We start from the raw sequence: 21,687 nt of genomic DNA, 5'->3' as shown, positions 1-21,687 counted from the left end.
ACCGCGAGATCATGTTTGGCCGTTTGACGGATTGGCGTCGCGTGGCCACACGCTACGACAGATGCGCGAAGACAGTCCTCTCCGCCGTCGCCCTGGCTGCTACCGTCCTCTTCTAGCTTCTTTGACGATCAATGAGGCTGGGGCTTACCAACCGAGGGAAGTCATCGGCAACCGGCGCCCTTGGGGCGTTTCTGTCACGAGGGACCGATCGCGTATCAGCATTCTCCCGCGAGATAAGACGTGGAGCGGCAGCCCTTTGACGGTAGTGCCCTCGAAAGGATTGTACCCTGTGTTGTCATGCAGATCATTCGCTCCGTAGGTATGGGTCGCCTCCGGATCCCAAATCGCCAGATCGGCATCAAACCCTTCGATAATCGCACCCTTCCCGTCCAAACCAAAAGCTCTGGCAGGGGCGGTGGCGGTGAGTTGGACGAAGGCTTCAACCCCCAAGCGGCCACCGCTCACCATGGCGGTGAACATCAGCGGCAACCGCGTTTCCAGCCCCGGCATGCCATTGGCGATCTGGTTAAAAGGCGCATCCTCGCCATGAGCGAACTTGCCGCTTGCATCCATGCGATAGGGCGCGTGATCTGAGGTAACGAGTTCAATCGTGCCATCGGCCATTGCGTCCCAAAGTGCCTGCTGATCATCGCGGCTGCGTTGCGGAGGGGAACACATGAAGCGGGCCGCGTTCTCGCGCTCCAGAACATCAGCGGTCATGAATAAGTAATGCGGACAGGTCTCGGCCTGCACCCTCACGCCACGGGACCGCGCTTGACGAACGATCTCGGCCCCTTCGCGGGTAGAGACGTGAAAAATCATGATCCGTGCGCCGGTGAATTCAGCAAAGCGGCACATGCGGTCGATCGCCTCAATCTCCGCCTCGCGCGGGTGAGAGACCGCGTGGTATTTCGGCGCGGTCTTGCCCTCGGACAGTAGCTTTTCGGTCATATGGCCGATCAGCCCGTCATTCTCGGCGTGGAAACAGACCAGCGCCCCTGCGTCCCGGGCAAGCGCGAGGATATCGAGGATCGATTTATCGTCCTGGCGCACTTTGGCGTAGGTGGTGAAAATCTTGATTGAGCGATGCCCTCCGGCGATCAGAGCGGGGATGTCCTCGGTCAGATTGCCCTTGCCGGTATCGGCAACGATCATGTGAAAGGCGTGGTCGATCACTGCGCCTTTCTCGGCCAGCGCGGCATAGTCTCCTACCACTTGCCGCATTTTCTGACCTGCATGTTGCGCGGCGAATGAAACGGTTGTCGTCGTTCCGCCCATTGCGGCGGAGCGTGTGGCCGTGCGGAATGTGTCGGCATTCATGAGCCCGGCACCGGACATCTGTTCGATATGGCAGTGGGTGTCCACGCCGCCCGGCAGGACAAGCAGACCGCGCGCGTCGATCTCCCTCGGGGCGGAAGATTGGATTGCGTTGCCCAATTCACTGATTTTGCCGCCCGAAACGGCGATGTCCTGAACCGCAGTGCCGGATGGGGTGACAACGGTGCCGCCGCGAATGATGGTATCAATCTGTTTACTTTGCATGACGACCTCGACGATATGCAGTGTCAATTACCTGTGAAATAATCATACCATGCGTATACTAATTGGTATACCGTTGAGAAACATATTGCGGAAGAGGCGGACAATATGCCGTCAAGAGGAGGTAACATGGCCGATAAAACGGAGACGCTTGGGGATACCACCTTCAGGCGTCTAAAGGCGATGATCCTGGACGGCACATTGGAGCCGGGCACGCGGTTGAGCGAGAAGAAATTCGCCGATCATTTGGGCGTGTCACGTACTCCGGTGCGCGAAGCTATCGCGCAGTTGGTCAGCGAGGGCCTGGCCAAGCGTAGCGCCGGCAGCGCGCCGGTGGTTTCAAGCGTGACTTTGAACGAGATCATGGAGATCCTCCATGTGCGCAGTCTGCTGGAGTGTGAAGCGGCGCGCAAGGCGGCAATTTCGGGTAAATCCACTGCGGAACTGGAAGACATCAGGTCCAAGATGCAGGCTTTCATGGATGGCCCGCGCCCCTCGACAGCCGAGCATTCAGCCCTGGACATGCGGCTTCATTTTATCCTTGCAGAGATGGCAGGCTCCAAACTTTTATTGGAGTTGATTGAGGGGCTGAAGGTCAAGACTGGGATGTATGACCAAGGCTCGATCCCCGATCGTTTGGTGCCGGGTTGTGAAGAGCATATTGCACTGATTGATGCCGTCATCGCACAGGATCCAGAGGCCGCCAGCGCCGCGATGAAACTGCACCTGGTGAACGTTCGCGAATCCATCATATCGCATATTTATCACCCTTTCTGATCCCCGCCAAAGCCGGCTCAAAAGCAAAGATGGTTGACTCAGAATTCCATGTGTATACCATCTGAATACTAAATGGGAATGCAGCGGGGATTCCATGCAGGCGCAATTACCCGAGGGCGGGATCGTTCTGGCGATTACCTTTCAGTATTACCGCGATCTTCCGATAGCGATGCGTTTTTACGAAGACGTGCTGGGCCTTACCCTCGCCATCGACCAGGGCTGGTCAAAGATCTATCGCATCGACGGCCAGGCCCATGTGGGTCTCGTCGACGAAACCCGTGGCATGCAGAAGTGGCAGGAGAAGAAGACGGTGCAGCTCTGCTTACGGGTGCCTGATGTTGATGCCTGGTATGCATGGGCCGAGGCGAATGGCGTTGCTGGTCTGACCAGGATATTCGACAGCGACGAGCTTGGCATCCGCGCCTTCGCCATGAACGACCCCGAAGGCTACCAGATCGAGGTGCAAACCGCGCGTCCGGGTCATTGATCCATTCCCAAACGATAACGAACGAGGGTCGAAAAAGCGGCCCCGCCACCCATCCAACATTGGAGAACTCGCAATGAAATACCTCAGTGAAACCGCACTGCGCACCAGTGTCCTCGGTCTTGCAGTGATGGTGATGACGGCGGGCGCGGCACTGGCCGAGAAATCAGTGACCATTGGCCTGACCGCCGACCCCAGTCACCTCTACCCGCTGGCCGGGGAGGAGCTGTCATCCAACATCATGTATTATCACCTCTATGATCCGCTGGTGAAGCGCGGCGCGGATCTGTCGTTTGGCCCGGGGCTCGCTGAAAGCTGGGAGAACGTCAATGACACCACATGGCGCTTCAAGCTGCGCGAAGGTGTGAAATTCCACAATGGGAACGATTTCACAGCCGAGGACGTGGTTTTTACCGTCGAGAAAGCCCGCGAGTCGATCCGCCCCGATCTGGTGGCAAATATTGCCTCGATCACCGCCGTGAATGATCACGCGGTCGAGATCACGACGCCAAAGCCCTATGCCGTTCTGCCCAATGATCTGGCTGAACTGCTCATACTCGACAGCGATTACACGACCGAGGCCGGAGACGAGAAGATGGATCTCGAGCCGATGGGCACCGGGCCGTATAAGCTTGGCGAGTGGATCAAGGAGGAGAAACTGGTCCTCAATGCCTTTGACGGCTACTGGGCGGGCAAACCCAGGATTGACACGGTTACTTTCCGACCCATTACCAACCCGGCGACCCGTACTGCGGCGCTTCTGACTGGTGAAGTCGATGTGATACAAGATCTCGCCGTGCGCGACGTGGATCGTGTGAGGCGCGAAGAGGGTTTCGAAGTTGTCACTCGCCCCAGCTTGCTGAACGTTGTGCTGGCGATGGACACACGCGCCAATTCGCCGACCATAGAAGGTGACAACCCGATGGTCGATCAGCGCGTTCGCGAAGCCATCGCCCGTGCCATCGACACCGATGCGATAAACAAGATCGTCATGAATGGTCTGGCTACGCCGAGCGATCAATTCGTCCCGGAATCCCATATCGGTTATGCCGATGGGATGAGCTTCCGCGAGATGTATCCGGTGGACATTGAAAAGGCCAAAGAGCTGATGGCCGAAGCGGGCTATGCCGATGGCTTTACCATGACGTTGGACGCCACCAACAACCGCTATGTCAACGACGCGCAGATTGCGCAAGCGCTGGCCTCCATGCTGGCCAAGATCAATATTGATCTGAAGTTGAACATCATGCCCAAATCGAATTTCTGGGGCTACATCCGCGTGCCAACCGAGCAGTCGAGCTTCATCATGTCTGGCTGGGACGTGCCTGCGGGGGATGCAGGTTCCATGTATGGCGCGCTTTTCTACACCCGCGACAAGAAGGAAGGCTATGGGCAGGTCAACCGCGGCTCCTACTCCAATCCGGCACTCGACGCGCTGGTCGATCAGGCCGATGCCACACCAAGTATCGAAGAGCGTGATCGCCTGCTGCAGGAAGCTTCCAAGCTGCTGTTGGCCGATATCCCGATGATCCCCGTGCATTACGAGCAGGACATCTATGCCGTGCGAGACGGGGTTACCCTTGTGCCACGCGTGGACAAGTTCATCTGGGCGTATGACATGGACGTGGCCGAGTAGGCCACCTCGCACGACCTCGGCGGCTTGCTGTCGCCGGAGTCACCTTTTCCGCCAGCGAAAGACCTTAGCCGCCGATGTTCGGATATCTGCTGAAACGCATGATCCAGATGAGCCTCGTGCTCTGGGTCGTCTCTGTGATCGTCTTTTTGATGATGAGTTTCACCGGCGACCCGGTATTCATGGTCGTGCCCATCGACGCGACCGATACCGAGATTGCGCAGGCGCGGCGTATTCTGGGACTCGATCAGTCTCTGCTCGTGCAATATTGGCGTTTCATTTCTAGTCTTGTGCAGGGGGATTTCGGAAACTCCTACGTCTTCCGGCAACCCGCAATGAAGTTGATCCTCGAACGCTTGCCCGCCACCGTCGAGATGGTTCTCGTCGCCATGGCACTGGCGCTGGTCGTTGCCATCCCCCTCGGCGTTTATGCCGGTGCCAATCCGAACAGCCGCATCAGCCGGATCATTATGGCAGGCTCACTTCTTGGCATCTCTCTGCCGGGGTTCTGGGTTGGTATGGTATTGATCTTTCTTTTTGCCGTGCATTGGGGGATCTTCCCCTCCTCAGGCCGGGGGGATACGGTCGAGCTGTTTGGTCTGCGCATCAGCCTTTTAACCGCCGACGGATGGCACCATATTATTTTGCCCGCCGTCACTCTGTCGCTCGCGACTATGGCGATCCTTCTTCGCATGACCCGCGCGGGCATGATGGAGGTCGGGCGGCAGGATTTCATGAAATTCGCCCGCGCCAAAGGTGCGACGCGACGCGACGTACTCTACAAACACGGGCTGAAAAACGCGCTGATCCCGGTCATCACCATCTTTGGCCTGCAACTGGGCGATCTCATTGCCTTCGCCACGATCACTGAGACGATCTTTTCATGGCCCGGCATGGGCAAGCTGTTGATCGACAGCATCTACCGCGCCGACCGGCCCGTGATCGTGGTCTATCTGATGCTGGTCGCGCTGATCTTTGTCATCATCAACTTCCTTGTCGATATCGTCTACACGCTGATCGACCCGCGCATCGCGTTGAAATGAACAGGCGGTGACATGACGGCATTCTTCCAGTCCGAATTCTTCTACAACTACCGTCGCAGCTCCTCGGCAATGATCGGCAGCGCACTGATGGCTTTCTTTGCGCTGGCGGTTCTGGTCGGCCCATTCCTGGTGAGCCAGAACCCCTATGACATTGCAGCGCTCGACCTGATGGACAGCTACAAGCCGCCCTTCTGGCTGGAAGGGGGCGACCCTCGGTTCTGGCTCGGCACCGACGGGCAGGGGCGCGATGTCTGGGCGTCGATCCTTTACGGCGCGCGCATCTCACTCTTTATCGGGTTGGTCGCGATGATGGCGTCCTGTGCCATCGGTACGCTTCTGGGCCTGGTCGCGGGCTTCTATGGCGGGCTGGTCGACAGCATCATCATGCGGATCGCCGACATCCAGCTGTCCTTCCCATCGATCCTGATTGCCCTGTTTTTAATGTCAGCGGTCGGTACCGGCATCGACAAGGTGCTGATTGCCCTGACGGCGGTGGGTTGGGTTGTCTACGCCCGTACCGTGCGTGGCTCAACATTATCGGAGATCGAAAAGGAATATGTTCAGGCGGCCAAGGTCGCTGGTCTGCCCAACTCCAAGATCATTCGCAAACACGTGCTGCCTAACGTACTGACCCCGCTGATCGTGATTGCTACCATTCAGGTTGGCACCTTCGTGCTGATCGAGGCTTCGTTGTCCTTTCTCGGCGTCGGCGTGCCAATCACCCAACCCTCTCTGGGCTTGCTGATCAAGAACGGGTTCGACGTGCTCTTTTCTGGTCTCTGGTGGACCAGCGTTTTCCCTGGTGTCGCAATCATGATGCTGGTCTTTGGCATCAACCTGTTTGGAGATTTCCTGCGTGACGAATTGAACCCGAGGCTGAAATGATGGCGGGCACAGCACAATCCACGCTGCTCGAAGTGCGCGATCTGCGGACCTATTTCCACACATTCGCCGGCACGGTGAAGGCCGTCAACGGCGTCAGTTTTGACATCGCCGCGGGCGAGGTCATGGGGCTGGTCGGCGAAAGCGGCGGCGGCAAATCGGTCGTGGGCTTCTCAATCCTCGGCCTGATCGACAGCCCGGGCAAGATCGAGGGCGGGGAGGTCCTGCTTAATGGCGAAGACCTTGTGAAAGCGGGCGAAGCCCGACTGCGCGAAATCCGCGGGCGCGATATCTCGATGGTGTTTCAAGACCCGATGACATCGCTCAACCCGCTGCACAGTATAGGTCGCCAGATGGACGAAGTCCTGCGCCTGCACAGCGATCTTGACGCCAAGGCACGCCATGCCGCCTGCGTCGAGATGTTGGAAAGCGTCGGTATCAGTCGTGCACAAGAACGCCTGAAAGCCTACCCGCATCAGTTCTCTGGCGGGATGCGCCAACGGGTTGTCATTGCCATTGCCCTTCTGGCACGACCCCGGCTGATCATCGCAGACGAACCGACCACTGCGCTTGATGTGACGATCCAGAGCCAGATACTAAAGCTCATGCGTCGTCAGATCGCTGAGAAAGGCGCGTCGATGATCCTTGTGACCCACGACCTAGCTGTGGTGTCAGAGATGGCCGACCACATTACCGTGCTTTATTGCGGCAACGTGGTCGAACGCGGACGCACCCGCGAATTGATCGAAGCCCCCGCGCATCCCTATACGCGCGGGTTGATCGACAGCATCCCCGATCTATCGAACCGGCACGAGCGGCTTCAGCAGATCCCCGGCACCGTCCCGGACATCCGCAATCTTCCCAAAGGCTGCAATTTCCGCGACCGCTGCCCCCGTGCGCAGGCCCTTTGTACCGAAGTTGAACCCAGCCTGACCGCGCAGCGCGGCTCCCTTTTCGCCGCCTGCCATTTCCCTCTGGACCCCGGAGAATGCGCATGACCGACGCTCCCGCACCGATGCTCGACGTGCGCAATCTCGAGATGCATTTCTCCTTGGGCGGTTCGGTACTCGATCGGTTGCGCTTTGACAAAAAGGGGATACGGCTTGACCGCCCGATGGTGCGTGCGGTGAACGGTGTCAGTTTCAGCATCGAGCGCGGGGAGATCATGGCCCTTGTCGGCGAAAGCGGGTGCGGCAAGTCGACGGTCGCCAAGACCATCGCGCGGATTTACAAGCCGACGAATGGCGAATTGCGCATCGACGGCGAAGACGTGGCCGAGCACGACTTCGCGCAGATGCTGCCTGTCCGCGCGAAGATGCAGATGATCTTCCAGGATCCCTATGCCTCGCTCAATCCGCGCCAGAAAGTTCGCGATATCGTGGCCGAGCCCCTGCTTGAGCAAACCGCCACGGCCGCCGAACGGCGCGAGGTGCCCGCAAGGATTGAAGCGCTCCTCGCCCGCGTTGGCTTGAACGCCGAACACGCCGGGCGCTATCCGCATCAGTTTTCAGGCGGGCAGCGGCAACGGATCGGTATTGCCCGCGCCCTCTCGGTCATGCCGGGTCTGATCGTTGCGGATGAGCCGGTCTCCGCGCTCGACGTCTCCATACAGGCGCAAATCCTCAATCTGATGAAAGACCTGCGCGATGAATTCGGGCTGGCCTATCTGTTCATCAGCCACGACCTCTCGGTGGTGCATCATATCGCCGACAAGATCGGAGTTATGTATCTGGGCTTCATGGTCGAGAACGCCCCGCGCGATGTGCTTTTCTCACGCCCGCGTCATCCTTATACACGCGCGCTGCTTTCTGCCGCACCAAGCATCAAGGAAAAGCGCGATAAGGAAGAGATCGAGCTGATGGGCGAGGTGCCCTCGGCTCTGTCATTGCCGTCCGGCTGCTGCTTCCGCACCCGTTGCCCACTCGCATGGGACCGCTGTGCCGCCGAACGCCCCGCCCTGCACGATGTGGGCGAGGGGCAAACGGTCGCCTGCCACCTGATCGACGAGCCGGAAAGGGATGTCGCATGACCATTATCGCGCAGGCCCGGCTGGGACTGCATGACCCCCATGATTGCACCGATGCGAGTCACGAGCTGACAGTATTACACGCCGTCTACGACACGCTGGTGAAACGCGAGGGGCAAGGGTTCGTCCCGGCTCTCGCGCGAGAGTGGACGGTGTCTGACGACGCCTGCGTCTGGGGCTTCACCTTGCAGACAGGTGTGAAGTTCCACGATGGCACCGCCTGCGACTCAGCGGCTGTGGCCGCTTCGCTTTTGCGTATGGCGCGCGAGGACAAAGGCTATACCCTTGGCGCGCCCGCCGTTTGGCGGCAGTTTCTCGGCGGGGCAAAGCTGGAGGTGCTCGGGCCAACGCAACTGCGAGTCACCCTGACAGCGCCGATGGCTGACCTGCTGGATGTATTGGAACAGGGGTTTATCGTCGCGCCTTCGGCCCTTGCCGCGCTGGACGCGGGCGATTACAGCGTTCAGATCGGCAGCGGCCCGTATCGCATTGCCGAAATCAGACCCGACCGGATCAGTGCCACACGTGTTGAAGGGCATTTCTCGGGCGCACCGGCGAATGCCACAATCACTTGGCTGCTGGAACCTGACGCAGCAAAGCGTCAGGCAATGCTGGCTGACGGCACCTTCCAGGTTGCCAATGACCTGAATTTCGAAGCCACGCGCTCGCTTGGCGCGATGCGCCATGAATTTCTCTCCCCTGTGGCGATCATATATCTGCTGAATGCCGCGAGAGGCCCGCTTGCCGATGCGCGTGTCCGCCGGGCGCTGAGTCTTGCAGTCCACCGCGAAGCCATCGTCGAAACGGTCATGAACGGCGCCGCACGGCCCCTGCACGGCTTTGTCAGCCCCAACCATTTTGGTGCGGCGCGGGAGGCGGTTGCCGAGATGGACCGCGAAACCGCCCGCGCTTTGCTGGCCGAGGCGGGACACGGCAATGGTCTCACACTTGAAGTTGATTGCCCCACGCGCCTGCCTGATGAGGCCGAACGGCTCACTGCGGCTCTTGCCGCGCAGCTTGCCGAAGTGGGCGTTTCGCTCAACGTCCACGTCCATCCCGAACGCGAAGACTATGCGCATATGGTTCGGCGCAAGGAAATCCATGATCTCTGCGTATTCGACTCCAGCCCGATGAGCACCTACCGCGTGCTGTATGAGAAGATCGACAGCCGTGTCGGCGGGTCATGGTGGCAGGGCTATGTCAACCCTCAAATCGAAGCCCTGATCGACAAGGGCCGTGTGACGACCGATCGAACGGCTCGTGCCGAAATCTGGCGACGCGCCTACGCGCTGCTCCAAGACGACCCGGCTTGGCTCACGCTCTACAACCCGCTGCGGGTGATCGGGATCGCCGGGGAGCATCCAGACTTTATTATGCCCCCGGACGGGGTGATCGACGTGACGCAGCTGCCGCTGTTGGAGGAGATTGGCCATGCATGTTGACACGCTTCTCATCGGCGGCACCGTCATTACAATGGACCCCGCGCGCCGAGTGATCGAAAACGGCGCGGTCGCCGTATCAGGTGGCCTGATCACCGCCATTGGCACGGCGACGGAACTGGGCGAACACGTGCAGGCGGCGGAGGTGATCGACGTCGCCGGCCATGTCGTCTTTCCCGGCCTGATCGACGTCCATGCACATGCGGGCCACGGGCTGATCAAAACGATGGGAATGCATGGCGACGACCGTTGGGAAGCGATCTGCGGCGAGGTCTACACACAGGTGTCGCCGCCCGAATTCTGGTATGCCGAAGCACGGCTGGCGGCGCTTGAACGGCTGCGCTTTGGGGTGACGACCGGCGTCTCTCTGCTGGGCGGCGGCGATACGATCATGCGCAGCGATCACCCCGATTATGCCGCTGCTCACTGTCGTGGCGTGTTGGAGGTCGGCACCCGCTCGGTTGTCGCCATAGGTCCCACCCGCACGCCGCATCCCCTTACCTACGCCGATTGGAATGGGGGCGTGCAGCGGCCCTATCAGGTCAGTTTCGAGCAGCAGTTCGACACGAGCAAGGCCGTTGTCGAGGACTTTCACAATTCCCACGCGGGCCGGATCAGCATCGCCATGCTGTACCCCGTACTGCGCGATGAACACGAGCGTGACATGGCGGCCAAAGACTATGCTGCCGCCTGCGCTCAAAGCCGGGCGGTGCGGGCCTATTCACGCGAAAAGGGAGTGATCTTTACGCAAGACGGCCATTGGCGCGGATCGATCCGCCGGGCTGCGGCGCTCGGCCTGCTTGGGCCGGATGCGCTGCTGTCCCACTGCATTAACCTACATGATGACGAGATTGCCCTGGTGGCAGAAACCGACACGAAGATCGCGCATAACCCGTCGGCCAATGCCTCTATCGCAGGCCGCTGCCCGGCGACCGAGATCATGGAGATCGGCGGTTGTGTTGCGCTTGGCTCTGACGCCACCGCACCGGATCGCTCGGGCGACATGTTCCGGCACATGCAGCAGGCCATGCATTACCACCGCCGGCATTTCCGGGACGCCGATGTGCTGCCCATCGGAAAGGTGCTCGACATGTGTACCATCGACGGGGCCAAAGCGCTCGGGATGGAAGACCGCCTCGGGTCATTAGAGGTCGGCAAGGCGGCGGATATCGTCACGCTCGACCTCGCGCGACCGCACCTTCAGCCTGGCAATATGCCGGTGCATCGGCTGGTCTGTTTTGCCAACGGCAATGACGTAAGCAACGTGATGGTCGGCGGCGAAATGGTGCTGCGCGGTGCCCGCGCCACCCGGCTGGATGAGGCCGAAGTGTTGCGCGATGCTGCATCCGAGGCTGCGCTGATGATTGAGCGGATGGGTAGTGCGGAGGATCTCGCTCTACCCGCCGATTTCTGGGGGCAAAGCGGAAACCGGTCGGGAGGGCAGCCATGACGATCTACATCATCAACCCCAACAGCAGCCAGCATGTGACCGACGGCATCGATCGCACCGTTGATCCCATGCGGGCAGCCAGCCCGGTTCCGATCGTCGCCCATACGCTCGCCGAAGGTCCGCCGGGGATCGAAACGCAGGCCCACGTTGATGGCGTCGTGGGGCCGATGCTCGCCCATTGCGCAGCCCTTGAAGATCAGGCCAGCGCCTTTGTCGTTGCCTGTTTCTCCGATCCCGGCCTCGCCGCCCTGCGCGAGCAATCCTGCCGCCCGGTGCTTGGCATTGCCGAGGCCGCGGTACTGACAGCCATGACCCTTGGCCAGCGTTTTGGCATTCTCTCGATCCTACGCCGCTCCATTCCTCGCCACATGCGCTATCTCGGTGCCATGGGCGTGATGGACCGTCTTGCCGGTGACCAACCGCTGGGGTTGGGCGTACTCGAACTGGCCGATGAGGCCCGTACCTTCGAGCGGCTCAAGGAGGTGGGAGCCAGCTTGCGCGACGGCGCGGGTGCCGATGTGCTGATCCTGGGCTGCGCCGGCATGACCGCCTTTCGGAGCGACCTTGAAACCGATCTTGGCATCCCGGTGATTGAACCCTGCCAAGCCGCGACTGCCATGGCCATCGGCCGCGTCGCCCTGCAACAGACACGATAGGAAAGAACATGCCTGCACTCACAGCAGACGCAAAGGGTATCTTTGTCATCACCGTGACCCCCTTCCACCCCGATGGCCGGATCGACATGGAAAGCTGCGACCGCATGGTCGACTGCTATCTCGAAGCAGGCGCGACAGGGCTGACTGTTCTGGGCATGATGGGCGAAGCGCCCAAGCTCACGGTCGAGGAATCCCGCGAGGTCGTGGCGCGCATCCTTGCCCGCGTCAATCGCCGCGTTCCGGTGGTGGTCGGCGTCTCCGCCCCGGGGTTCGCGCAGATCGAGACGCTGACCCGCGCTGTGATGGATATGGGCGCGGCAGGCGTCATGATCGCCCCGCCCGGCAACCTGCGCACCGACGACCAGATCGTGAACTACTACACCCAGGTGGCCGAGCTTTTGGGCGATGTGCCCTTTGTTTTGCAGGACTTCCCATTGGTCACCGGCGTTCAGATCGCGCCTAAAGTGATTGCGCGTATCATCAATGATCTGCCTACCTGTGTCTGCCTGAAACACGAGGATTGGCCCGGGCTGGAGAAGATCAGCGCCCTGCGGGCCGCAGGTATGCTTGAGCGTCCACTGTCGATCCTCTGCGGCAATGGCGGGCTGTTCCTGCCCGAGGAGATGGCGCGCGGGGCGGATGGTGCAATGACCGGTTTCGCTTATCCCGAGATGATGGTGCAGGTGGTCGATCTCTATACCCGGGGAGAGGCCAGCCGCGCCCAGGACATTTTTGACGACTATCTACCGCTGGCCCGGTTTGAACAGCAGCCCGGACTGGGCCTCGCCATCCGCAAATACACGCTCGCGAAACGCGGCATCATCGCTCACGACACCCTGCGCCGTCCCGGCGCGCCGCTGACAGAGGCCACCCGCGCTGAAGTCGACAGGCTGATCGCACGGCAGGAAAAACGACTGAACGAATTGCACTGATGGATTTGCAAATCGCTGACAAACGGGCGCTGAACGCAACAGTCCCTCAATCAGGGAATTAGTGAGGCTACCCAGCCCCACTCGTGTCAGTAGCGCGTACTAAATAGCCCCCGTTTCTCGTAGGTTGAAGCGGCCTCTTCTACCAGTCGGGCGAGCAAAGGCGCTTCGAAATCGAACCTAAGCCTTTGCGCGATGTCGTGCAGGTTTTCGATCGAGCGTGTCCTTCCGGGGCGCAGCAGTTCGTAGATCTCCATGATCTCTTCCTGAGGCACCCGTGTCATTTCCGCGGCCCGCTCGAAGTTCCGCGCAAGTGCGGCGCGGCCTGCGGAACGGGCGATCTCGGCCTGTTGCAACAGAGCGTTAGGCGTGATGCGCAAATCCTCCATCTCGACGTCGCCGGCAAGAACCGCTTCAAGGGTCAGGTCGTCCAGCGACTTGCCACGATGGCCCGCGACCCGATTGGGGGACTTTTCTGCAAGTGGGTAATTATCTGTCGTGAGCGGCCGACCAGCCATCAAGTGTCTCCCAAAAAATTGATCTCGACCATTTCGGGCGAGGCATTGTTTTCCGTCATCGTGGTCTCGATCGCATAGGTCAGCGCCACGCGTGCATGGAACCTCGCACCAAGCGCCTCACCCTGCGTCGGTACAACAACTGGCGCGGGCAGGTCGCCGCGGGCGTATTGCGCTGCATTCTCTCCGAGCGCGTGGTAGTGGTCCAGGCTGGTCACCGGCGCGTTCGAGAAAAGCTCGAGATTGTTGTGGGGCAAGCGGTTCTTCTGGTGGATGACCGCCGTGCCCTTGGACTGGATTCCGATCCCGATGCCGGAGCCCGACAGCCGCGCGGCGCTGAGCCCTAAGAAGGACGTGTCGGCGGTATGCCGAATCCGTATCAGCCGCATTCGTCCGCCCCCCTTTTCGATCCCGTCGCGAAGCGCCTTCAACACCTTGCTGAGCGGAAGTCCGGCAAGGGTCCGGAATATCTTGGTGCCGAACCCTGGGCTGATACCCACGACCACCTCGTGCGGGTCGGTGCCGCGCGCGGCGGGGCCCATGGTGTTGTATTCGATCGCGCGGGCCTCGGCAGGTTCACTCGCTGCCTCGCGGTGCAGCACCTCCTCACGGTCCAGTACGTTGCGGATCGCCGCTAACTCCTTGCGCCGCGCCTCGGTCAGGCGATAGCCGGTGCCGGGACCGGTATAGTCATTGGGGTCATTGATGGCGCTGATCACATGGCCGTCGCGTATGATGGCGGATGTCTGAAGGTAATCGCCGGAAACGCGCAGCTTTACCAGAAACAGCAGGTTCTGCGCCTCGGGCACGAAACCTCCGCGATACAGCGACCGGATCACGTCCAGAACGGTAATGCGCTCGCGGCTGATCTTGTCGCTGATCATCGCGACCTCGCGCGGTGCAAAGCTGTTCGTGTCGTTTGAGCCCGACGCGACTGCAACCGATCGCTTCATGATCTCGGTCGGCGCGGCCAGGTTCAGATCCTTCAGCACATGCGACAGCGCGGCGATTGCGCGGCGCCGGAGGTCCAGCGCGCTTGCATCCTCAACCGAGGTCAGCCCGCCATCGGCCTCGAAATCACGCTGCAGCACCAGAAATTCCTCCAGTTCCTCACCATTAAAGGATGAGGGATTGAACGAATTATCGTATTTCAGAATGCTGCCGAACCCCGAGCAGATCAGGTCCGATCCGCCGATGAGGAACGGCAGCACCTTTGCGGCGACCCGCATCTCGGATTCAGAGTGCCTTGCGTCATTACCCGAGGCGCATTCAAGGTCCAGCCAGACAGCCAGCAGGTTCTCGGCCCAGATCTCGCGCACCCCGCCGGGAATGGACGAGGCAAGCGGCGCTCCGTCAATCCCGCCATTCTGCGTCCCTTGGGACCCCATGCCGCGCTGAATGCATAGGCACCGCGCCTCGAGATAGAGCAGCGACTTTGCCTCGTGATACCCCATCAAAAGCTCTGACGCTGCACCCGAGGTACAGCGCATCTTGATCCCGCGTGAGGCATAGGCGGCGGCGAGCCACGCCTTCGACCAAGGCGTGTCATCCCCGTCGATGAACGCGCTTTCCGTCCCATAGACCGACACAGTCTCGGCGTAGGAGGTGAAGCCCGCCATGCCGATCTCGAGCTCTTCGGCCTCTTCGCTGGAGCACTGAAAAAGCGTGCCGGCCCGACCCACGACCGACCCCACGCAGCAGGCCAGTGCGTTCGACCACGAATTGCGCGCCACCCGCATCGTCGTCTCGATCTCGTCGAACCCCAGTGCCACCGCCACGGCGGCGTCGGCGGCCAGTTGCAGGGGATCGTCCTTGGCGTTGGTCACGTGCGCCTGGTTGCCCGGCGTTCTGCGGGCACGCATCTTGGAATAGGCAAAGGCGATTTCCATCGCGTTCAATTGCGCGACGGCCTCCGCAAGGCGGGCCGGTGTCAGGCCACGCGCCAGGCGGACAAGCTCGGTTCGCGGGACATTCATGTCGACCAGCATCCGCGCAAGTTGCTCGGCCGGGATCGCCATCGCCTCCTCGGCCACGTTCATGTCCAGGTGATGCGCCGCGATGAACGCGTCGATCATGTCGAAATCTTGTGCCGCGACTCCGTCCATGGAGGTGACTTTGCCGTTTTCGATCTTCAGGCCGGGGCTGGGATCGGCTGCACCGTTGAACGCCGAAAAACCGTTCTCGGGGTCTTCGATCGCGAATTGGTCGTGGCGGAGCGGTCGCTCATCCCACTCGTCAAAGCGTTTCCAGCGGTTGGCATCGTAACTGTTGCTCATTTTGATTTGCGCCTCCCCCGCGCCCATCCATTGCTCAGCCGGCGATGATCTGTGCGTCGGCCTTGCGGATCGCGTCCCATAGGTTGGGAGGCGGCCGCTCATCCGTGATCAGTGTCATGGTGGGGTTCCAGTCGATGATCTGCTGCAGTGCCCGGTTGCCGAATTTCGAGGCATCGGCGAGGATAATCGTCTCGTCCGAGGCTTCGATCATCGCGGCGTAGACTTGCCCCGCATGCAATAGCGCCTCGCTGACGCCGCCTTCGTCCACACCCGAAGCCCCGGTGACGGCTATGGGCGCGTGGAACTGCTTGATACATTCGGTGGTCTGCGATCCGTAGACCAGCCCCTCACGTGGCTCAACGATACCGGGCAGCGACATAACCTGAATTAGTGGATTGACCGACAACTCGGTCGCAATGCTGAACGCAGGGGTCAGCACCGTCAACTGCCGGTCGATGCCGCGCAGGGCGCGCGCGAAATGCAATGTGGTCGCCCCGCCGCCGATAAAGAGGCAGCCAGCATCGCCGATCCGTTCGACCGCGCGCCGGCCAATCTGTTCACGTGCTCGTGTGTGCAATTTTAACCGCTCAGCCAGCGCGGGCTCGAAAGCCTTGGTCCTGACGGCTCCGCCATAGGTGCGCTTGATCCGCCCGGACTCGTCCAGTTCGGTCAGATCGCGCCGAACCGTTTCGCTCGACACGCCCAGTTCCTCCGCCATCTCCGCCACACGGATGGACGGGTCGACTTCCAGAATGCCCAAAATCTGGTCATGCCGCTTTGTTTTCTTAGACATTTCAAATCCGCTAGCTGGCCGGCAGCCCTGAATATACGTGAATATCACAGGATGTTCTAAATAAAAATGACCGACTTTGGTCAAAAAATGTTGTTAGTCAAAAATTAAATGCTAACCTGTTGACCAACTGCAAAGGGGAATCGCGTGTTCAACTACGGATACTTTTCCTTCGAATCGAAGGACGACCTTCTTGAAAAGGCGGCGGAATTCTGGAACCCCGGCAAGGTCAGCTTTTGGAAGGAAGCTGGCACGCCGATGGTGATCGACCGCCGCGAGGGGTATTTCCTCTACGACATGTCGGGCAAGCGGCTGATCGACCTTCATCTTAACGGGGGGACCTACAATTTCGGGCACCGCCACCCGGAACTGGTCGAGGTGCTCAAGTCCGGCCTTGATTATTTCGACATGGGAAATCACTGGTTTCCTTCTGTCGCGCGCGCCGCCTTTGCCGAGAAACTGGTCGCGACGGCGCCGCACACGAAATATGCAATCTTCGGGGCGGGTGGGGCCGAGGCTGTCGAAATCGCTCTGAAAACCGCGCGATACGCCACCAAGCGGCGCAAGATCGTGTCGATCATCAAGGGGTATCACGGGCATTCCGGCCTGTCGGTCGCCGCCGGCGACGAACGCTTTTCCAAGATATTCCTGTCAGAAAAGCCCGACGAGTTCATTCAGGTGCCTTTCAACGACGTCGATGCGCTCGAGGCTGTGCTCAAGAACAGGGACGTGGCCGGTTTCATCATCGAGACGATCCCGGCGACATATGGGTTTCCCATGCCTGAAGACGGCTACCTCAACGCCTGCCAGGATCTGTGCCGGAAATACGGCACCAAGTTCATCGCCGACGAGGTGCAGACCGGCCTGATGCGGACCGGCGTGATGTGGGGGTGGCAGGGATATGGTCTGACGCCTGACATGTTCGTTTGCGGAAAGGGTCTGGGCGGCGGCATCTATCCGATAAGTGCGTGCCTCACTACCGAGGAATGCGGTGCGTGGCTGATCGAGGACGGCGCGGCTCATATCAGCACCTCCGGGGGGGCCGAACTGGGCTGTCTTGTCGGGCATCACGTGATAGAGATGTTGCAGCGTCCCGAGGTTGTCTCGAACGTGCATTTCGTGGCGGAATTCTTTGCCTGCGGCATGGCCGAGATGATGGCGCGCCACAGTGATATCTTTGTGGGCGTGCGCCAGCGGGGCGTCGTTCTGGGGCTGGAGTTCGATCACCCCGAAGGTGCCGTCGCCGTGTCTCGCGCATTGTATGAAAACGGTGTCTGGGCGATCTTCTCGTCGCTCGACAAGCGCGTGCTGCAATTCAAGCCGGGCGTCGTTCTGGATGTCGATACCTGTCAGGAGATCATGGACAGGTTTGATGCGTCCATGCCGCGCGCCCGTGAGCTTCTGAAGACCATGAGGCGAGCGGCATGAGTGAACAGGCTACACTGGATGCGCCGCGTCTTGCTGTCCCCGACAGAGAACTGTCGCGCGCCCGGATGAAGGTGGGCCGCGCCGCGTGGGCCGCGCGCTACTACAAAGATTTCAGCCGCAAGGCGGTAGAGGCGATCGCCGAGGCCGTCGCGAAGGCGGGATATGAGAAAGCTGCTCAGTTCGCCGAGGAGGCTGTCGCCGAGACCGGGTTCGGCGTGGTCGAGCATAAGACGATCAAAAACAGGCTCTGCACGCACGATTTGCTGGATTATTACCGCAATCTGGATCTGGTGACTCCGCGCGTTGACGAGGTCCGAAAGATCATTGAGCTTCCGAAACCGGCAGGTGTTGTCTTTGCCTTGGCGCCAGCGACGAACCCCGTGGCCACTGTCTATTACAAGGCGATGCTGGCGATCCTTAGCCGTAATGCCATCGTTCTCAGCCCACATCCGGCGGCAAAGTCCGTTTCGTCGGCCGCCGCCCGGCATCTCGCGCAGGCGGCAGAGGCAGCGGGTGCGCCCGCCGGTCTGATCCAATGCGTCGAGGACCCTTCAATTCCGCTCGTGCAGGACATAATGGGATCCGACAGGATCAACGTTATCCTCGCGACGGGCGGAACGGCGATGGTGCGTGCCGCCTATTCCTCGGGCAATCCCGCGCTTGGAGTGGGTCCGGGTAATGCCGTGGCCTATATCGACCCGACCGCCAAGGTGGATGCCGCTGCGCGCTGCCTTGTCGAAAGCAAGGCGTTCGACAATTCCGTGCTTTGCACGAATGAAAGCGTGGCGATCACACTGGACAGCAACCGGGGCAACATGGAACGCGCTTTGCGTTCTGCCGGGGCGCATGTTTGCAACGCGGCGGACACCGAGCGTCTGCGGGAATACCTTTTCACCGAAAAGGGCTTCAATCTCAAGGCCATCGGCAAAAGCGCCACCTGGATCGCTGAGCGCGCGGGTCTGCGCGTGAACCCCTCCACGAAAATCCTCGTGCCCGTGGTGGAGACGCCAGGACAGGACGATTTGCTTTTCCGCGAAAAACTGTGTCCCGTCCTGACGCTGACCGCCGCGGGGGATTTCGAACAAGCTCTGACATTCGCCAAGCATACGACGCGGCGCGGCGCGGGGCACTCGGCCGCGTTCCATGGCGAAGACACTGACCGGCTGGTGGCTTTTTCTCAGGGCGTGCCCGTCTACCGCGTGGTGGTCAACGCGCCGTGTTCGCAGGGCGCGGCAGGCTTTGCGACGCATCTGCCGCCGTCCTTTACCATCGGAACCGGCTTTGCGGGACGATCCTCGATCGGCGAAAACCTCGGCCCGCAGCACCTGGTTCAATGGACGCGCATCGCCTACGGCAAGGACGTGCCGGCAGATCTTGCGGGCATAGACCTAGATGCGGTTTCGTCGGGACGAGCGATGCCGGCGGCTCCCGTCGCCTCGCCGGAGCCCGCAACACATCAGCGTTCAGCCGACGTCAGCCGCGACGAACTGCGGCGACTTATCCTTGAAGAACTGCGCAGCCTGAAAGGGGGTGACGCATGACCGATCTTCGTGCGTCGATCTTCATCGATCAACTTCAGCCCCAGACTCTGGCCTATATCTCGACCTGGATGCGGGGCACGCTGCCGCGTCTTCGGATGGCGGCCCAGATCGTCGAAATCGCCCCCGGCCTCGATGTCGAGGCGCTGACCGATACCGTCCTGAAAAGTGCGGATGTCCACGCGGGCCTGTTGGTGGTCGAGCGCCAGTTCGGCACGCTGCAATTCCATTCTCGCTCTACCGCAGAAGTGCATTCGGGTGCCGCTGCCATTCTCGAGACGCTCGGCAAGACCGCCGACGATGTGGCCCCCCCCAAGATCCTTGCTTCCAAGCTGGTCACCAATGTCGACGACCAGCACGCCTTTCTGATGAACCGCAACAAGCTGGGCTCGATGGTGCTTGGTGGCGATAGCATCTACCTGCTGGAATGCCAGTCTGCGGCTTACGCGATCCTCGCCTGCAACGAGGCCGAGAAGGAAGCCGACGTGAAACTGATTGACATGCGGATGATCGGGGCAAACGGGCGACTTTACATGGCCGGGACCGAGGCCGATGTCCGGAATGCAAGAAATGCGGCAGAAGGCGCATTGCGTGATGCAGGAGCGTCATGATGTCAGCCCTGAGAGACGAGATCCGCGCAATCCTGCGCGAGGAAATTGCCGCGTTACGCAACGAGGCGGGAGGCACACCGCCGGCTCGGGAACTTGTGCGCATTACCTCCGGCGCCGATCTGACCCGCTTTGCGCAGGACCTGCTGCAACGTGCAGCCGAGCCGGGCTTTGCCGAACGCGTGACGCGTGGCGACCTTGTGTTCGACCTGGCCGCGCCGATGACTGCGGCCGCCCCGGCATTTGCGGCACAGCCGATCGTTACCGGGCCGCAGCGCACCGCACCGAACCGGCTCGACAAGTCGCTGATTACCGAACGAGACATCAATGCGCTCGTCGGCTCCGCCCGCAGCCTGCGGATCTCGCCATCAAGTCGGCTGACGCCGCTGGCGCGCGACGAAGCGCGGCGCCGCGGCATCCGGATCGAAAGGGATAAGACATGATACAAGCGCGCGTGACCGGAAAGATCTGGTCGACCCGTCGCGTGACATCGCTGCCACGCGGCGCACTGCTGGAGGTCGAGACCGACAGCGGCAGCAAGCTGATCGCCTTCGATCCGCTTGGGTGCGACACTGGCGAGACCGTTTTGGTAACTCAAGGCTCTGTGGCCGCAGGGTATTTTCAAGGCGAAACGGTGCCCGTGGATGCCCTGATCATCGGCTCCATCGATGACAAGAAATAACAGTCAAGCATGAAGGAACAAACGCATGGCTAACTTAGCAATCGGAATGATAGAAACCAAGGGTTACGTCCCCGCGCTTTCCGCAGCGGACGCCATGGTCAAGGCCGCGAACGTGGAAATCGTTGCCCGCAACGAAGTCGGCGGCGGGCTCGTCTCGGTCGTCGTCAAGGGCGATGTCGGTGCGGTCAAGGCTGCCACCGAAGCGGGCGCTGAAGCGGCCAGCCAGGTCGGTGAAGTGACCGCCGTGCATGTCATCCCGCGCCCGCATGCCGATCTCGGCAAGCATTTCTCGGCTGCAGCCGTTTCCAAATAAGCTCGGGTGAGGGGACAGGACAGGATCATGACGGAGCTTCGCGTATACCTGCCGATCACGGACCTGCAGCCGCAGTTCGCGGCTTATCTTTCCTCCCCGCTGCGGGCGCGCGCCTATCCGCCGTTCCGCGGGCAGAACTCGTTGATCATCGAGGTCGCGCCCGCACTCAGCATCCACCGCATCGCCGATCTGGCGCTGAAAGAGTCTCCGGACATGGAGCCGGGCATCCTCTTTACCGAGCGGCAGTTCGGCCTGCTGGAGTTGCACGCCGACGACATGAAGGATCTTGACGCGGCGGGGCGGGCGATCCTGAAGGGGATCGGCGCAAGACATACCGATCAACTGGCGCCGAAGGTTCTTTACCATGACATCATCGAGGATCTGTCGGACCAGCACGCCATCATCCTGAACCGATCGCGCGACGGGTCAATCCTCGTGCCCGGAGTGGCGCTGCTGATCTACGAAATGACGCCGGCGCTCTTTGCCTGCGTGGCCGCCAACGAAGCCGAGAAGGCTGCACCCGAGGCCGTGATCAACGATGTCCAGATGATGGGCGCGACTGGGCGGGTTTTCATGTCCGGCAGGTTGGAAGACATGCAGGTCGCACGGGACAGGATCACAGCGACGTTGAGCGAAATCAAAGGCCGCTCTGCTTGAACAGGGCGCAATAAACCAACCA

Annotated in this window: 22 protein-coding genes and 1 pseudogene; 19 read left to right on the top strand and 4 right to left on the bottom strand. The window is 60.8% G+C overall.

The features are described 5' to 3' along the window. Nucleotides 1-116 (top strand): annotated as a pseudogene (locus tag AB9K34_RS09855) (IS5/IS1182 family transposase); the annotation flags it as partial. A gap of 28 nt (nucleotides 117-144) precedes the next feature. On the opposite strand, the gene hydA reads toward AB9K34_RS09855, so the two are convergent. Then, the gene (gene hydA, locus AB9K34_RS09850) at nucleotides 145-1,542 is read right to left on the bottom strand and encodes a dihydropyrimidinase (RefSeq protein WP_369954248.1); all 1,398 of its coding nucleotides are present in this window, start codon (nucleotides 1,540-1,542) and stop codon (nucleotides 145-147) included. 126 nt (nucleotides 1,543-1,668) lie between these two features. Between hydA and AB9K34_RS09845 the strand changes: the two genes are divergently transcribed. The 11 genes from AB9K34_RS09845 (at nucleotide 1,669) to AB9K34_RS09795 (ending at nucleotide 12,861) form a co-directional block, all read left to right on the top strand. Continuing rightward, complete coding sequence (locus tag AB9K34_RS09845; protein ID WP_369954247.1) at nucleotides 1,669-2,316, top strand: GntR family transcriptional regulator; 648 nt, start codon at nucleotides 1,669-1,671, stop codon at nucleotides 2,314-2,316. A gap of 94 nt (nucleotides 2,317-2,410) precedes the next feature. Continuing rightward, nucleotides 2,411-2,803 (top strand): VOC family protein, encoded by a 393-nt coding sequence (locus tag AB9K34_RS09840; protein WP_369954246.1) that lies wholly within the window; start codon nucleotides 2,411-2,413, stop codon nucleotides 2,801-2,803. Between the two features lie 73 nt (nucleotides 2,804-2,876). Continuing rightward, entirely contained in the window at nucleotides 2,877-4,436 is a 1,560-nt protein-coding gene (locus tag AB9K34_RS09835) for an ABC transporter substrate-binding protein (protein WP_369954245.1), read from the top strand. 74 nt (nucleotides 4,437-4,510) lie between these two features. Next, nucleotides 4,511-5,476 (top strand): ABC transporter permease, encoded by a 966-nt coding sequence (locus tag AB9K34_RS09830; protein ID WP_369954244.1) that lies wholly within the window; start codon nucleotides 4,511-4,513, stop codon nucleotides 5,474-5,476. 12 nt (nucleotides 5,477-5,488) lie between these two features. Next, a complete protein-coding gene (locus AB9K34_RS09825; RefSeq protein ID WP_369954243.1) occupies nucleotides 5,489-6,361 on the top strand; it encodes an ABC transporter permease in 873 nt (290 codons plus the stop codon). Then, the gene (locus tag AB9K34_RS09820) at nucleotides 6,361-7,356 is read left to right on the top strand and encodes an ABC transporter ATP-binding protein (RefSeq protein WP_369954242.1); all 996 of its coding nucleotides are present in this window, start codon (nucleotides 6,361-6,363) and stop codon (nucleotides 7,354-7,356) included. The genes AB9K34_RS09825 and AB9K34_RS09820 overlap by 1 nt, the downstream gene beginning before the upstream one ends. Further along, complete coding sequence (locus tag AB9K34_RS09815) at nucleotides 7,353-8,387, top strand: ABC transporter ATP-binding protein (RefSeq protein WP_369954241.1); 1,035 nt, start codon at nucleotides 7,353-7,355, stop codon at nucleotides 8,385-8,387. Before AB9K34_RS09820 ends, AB9K34_RS09815 begins: the two co-directional genes overlap by 4 nt. Then, entirely contained in the window at nucleotides 8,384-9,826 is a 1,443-nt protein-coding gene (locus AB9K34_RS09810) for an ABC transporter substrate-binding protein (protein WP_369954240.1), read from the top strand. Before AB9K34_RS09815 ends, AB9K34_RS09810 begins: the two co-directional genes overlap by 4 nt. Continuing rightward, nucleotides 9,816-11,273 carry an amidohydrolase family protein gene (locus AB9K34_RS09805; RefSeq protein WP_369954239.1) on the top strand — a complete coding sequence of 486 codons (1,458 nt, stop codon included), beginning with the start codon at nucleotides 9,816-9,818 and terminating at the stop codon, nucleotides 11,271-11,273. Before AB9K34_RS09810 ends, AB9K34_RS09805 begins: the two co-directional genes overlap by 11 nt. Beyond that, nucleotides 11,270-11,929: an aspartate/glutamate racemase family protein gene (locus AB9K34_RS09800; protein ID WP_369954238.1), complete on the top strand. Its 660-nt coding sequence runs from the start codon at nucleotides 11,270-11,272 to the stop codon at nucleotides 11,927-11,929. Before AB9K34_RS09805 ends, AB9K34_RS09800 begins: the two co-directional genes overlap by 4 nt. Nucleotides 11,930-11,937: 8 nt before the next feature. Further along, on the top strand, nucleotides 11,938-12,861 hold the full coding sequence (locus AB9K34_RS09795; protein ID WP_369954237.1) for a dihydrodipicolinate synthase family protein: 924 nt from the start codon (nucleotides 11,938-11,940) through the stop codon (nucleotides 12,859-12,861). An 86-nt stretch (nucleotides 12,862-12,947) separates the two neighbouring features. Here AB9K34_RS09795 and AB9K34_RS09790 read toward each other — a convergent pair whose 3' ends face one another. From AB9K34_RS09790 to AB9K34_RS09780, 3 genes are read right to left on the bottom strand one after another with little or no spacing between them, the layout of a single operon-like run. Then, nucleotides 12,948-13,376, bottom strand: coding sequence for a diol dehydratase small subunit (locus AB9K34_RS09790; protein WP_369954236.1), 429 nt, complete (start codon nucleotides 13,374-13,376; stop codon nucleotides 12,948-12,950). Beyond that, a complete protein-coding gene (locus AB9K34_RS09785; RefSeq protein ID WP_369954235.1) occupies nucleotides 13,376-15,649 on the bottom strand; it encodes a propanediol/glycerol family dehydratase large subunit in 2,274 nt (757 codons plus the stop codon). Before AB9K34_RS09785 ends, AB9K34_RS09790 begins: the two co-directional genes overlap by 1 nt. 34 nt (nucleotides 15,650-15,683) lie before the next feature. Then, nucleotides 15,684-16,526, bottom strand: a complete 843-nt coding sequence (locus AB9K34_RS09780) for a DeoR/GlpR family DNA-binding transcription regulator (RefSeq protein WP_369954234.1) — start codon at nucleotides 16,524-16,526, stop codon at nucleotides 15,684-15,686. Nucleotides 16,527-16,586: 60 nt separating this feature from the next. Here AB9K34_RS09780 and AB9K34_RS09775 point away from each other — a divergent pair, with 60 nt between their 5' ends. The 7 genes from AB9K34_RS09775 to AB9K34_RS09745 are packed head-to-tail and all read left to right on the top strand — an operon-like array spanning nucleotide 16,587 to nucleotide 21,665. Next, nucleotides 16,587-17,867 (top strand): aspartate aminotransferase family protein, encoded by a 1,281-nt coding sequence (locus AB9K34_RS09775; RefSeq protein ID WP_369954233.1) that lies wholly within the window; start codon nucleotides 16,587-16,589, stop codon nucleotides 17,865-17,867. Next, nucleotides 17,864-19,408 carry an aldehyde dehydrogenase family protein gene (locus AB9K34_RS09770; protein ID WP_369954231.1) on the top strand — a complete coding sequence of 515 codons (1,545 nt, stop codon included), beginning with the start codon at nucleotides 17,864-17,866 and terminating at the stop codon, nucleotides 19,406-19,408. The genes AB9K34_RS09775 and AB9K34_RS09770 overlap by 4 nt, the downstream gene beginning before the upstream one ends. After that, a complete protein-coding gene (locus AB9K34_RS09765) occupies nucleotides 19,405-20,016 on the top strand; it encodes a BMC domain-containing protein (RefSeq protein WP_369954230.1) in 612 nt (203 codons plus the stop codon). The genes AB9K34_RS09770 and AB9K34_RS09765 overlap by 4 nt, the downstream gene beginning before the upstream one ends. Beyond that, nucleotides 20,016-20,456, top strand: coding sequence for a hypothetical protein (locus AB9K34_RS09760; protein ID WP_369954228.1), 441 nt, complete (start codon nucleotides 20,016-20,018; stop codon nucleotides 20,454-20,456). Before AB9K34_RS09765 ends, AB9K34_RS09760 begins: the two co-directional genes overlap by 1 nt. Then, complete coding sequence (locus AB9K34_RS09755) at nucleotides 20,453-20,695, top strand: EutN/CcmL family microcompartment protein (RefSeq protein ID WP_369954227.1); 243 nt, start codon at nucleotides 20,453-20,455, stop codon at nucleotides 20,693-20,695. The genes AB9K34_RS09760 and AB9K34_RS09755 overlap by 4 nt, the downstream gene beginning before the upstream one ends. A gap of 25 nt (nucleotides 20,696-20,720) precedes the next feature. Next, nucleotides 20,721-21,008 carry a BMC domain-containing protein gene (locus AB9K34_RS09750; protein WP_152491589.1) on the top strand — a complete coding sequence of 96 codons (288 nt, stop codon included), beginning with the start codon at nucleotides 20,721-20,723 and terminating at the stop codon, nucleotides 21,006-21,008. Nucleotides 21,009-21,035: 27 nt separating this feature from the next. Then, nucleotides 21,036-21,665 (top strand): microcompartment protein, encoded by a 630-nt coding sequence (locus tag AB9K34_RS09745; RefSeq protein ID WP_369954226.1) that lies wholly within the window; start codon nucleotides 21,036-21,038, stop codon nucleotides 21,663-21,665. Nucleotides 21,666-21,687 lie beyond the last annotated feature (22 nt).

It is taken from the genome of Sedimentitalea sp. XS_ASV28, assembly GCF_041224545.1.
GTDB lineage: Bacteria > Pseudomonadota > Alphaproteobacteria > Rhodobacterales > Rhodobacteraceae > Sedimentitalea.
The sequence above is the reverse complement of the archived record's forward strand: the minus strand, read 5'-3'. Positions and strand labels throughout refer to the sequence as shown.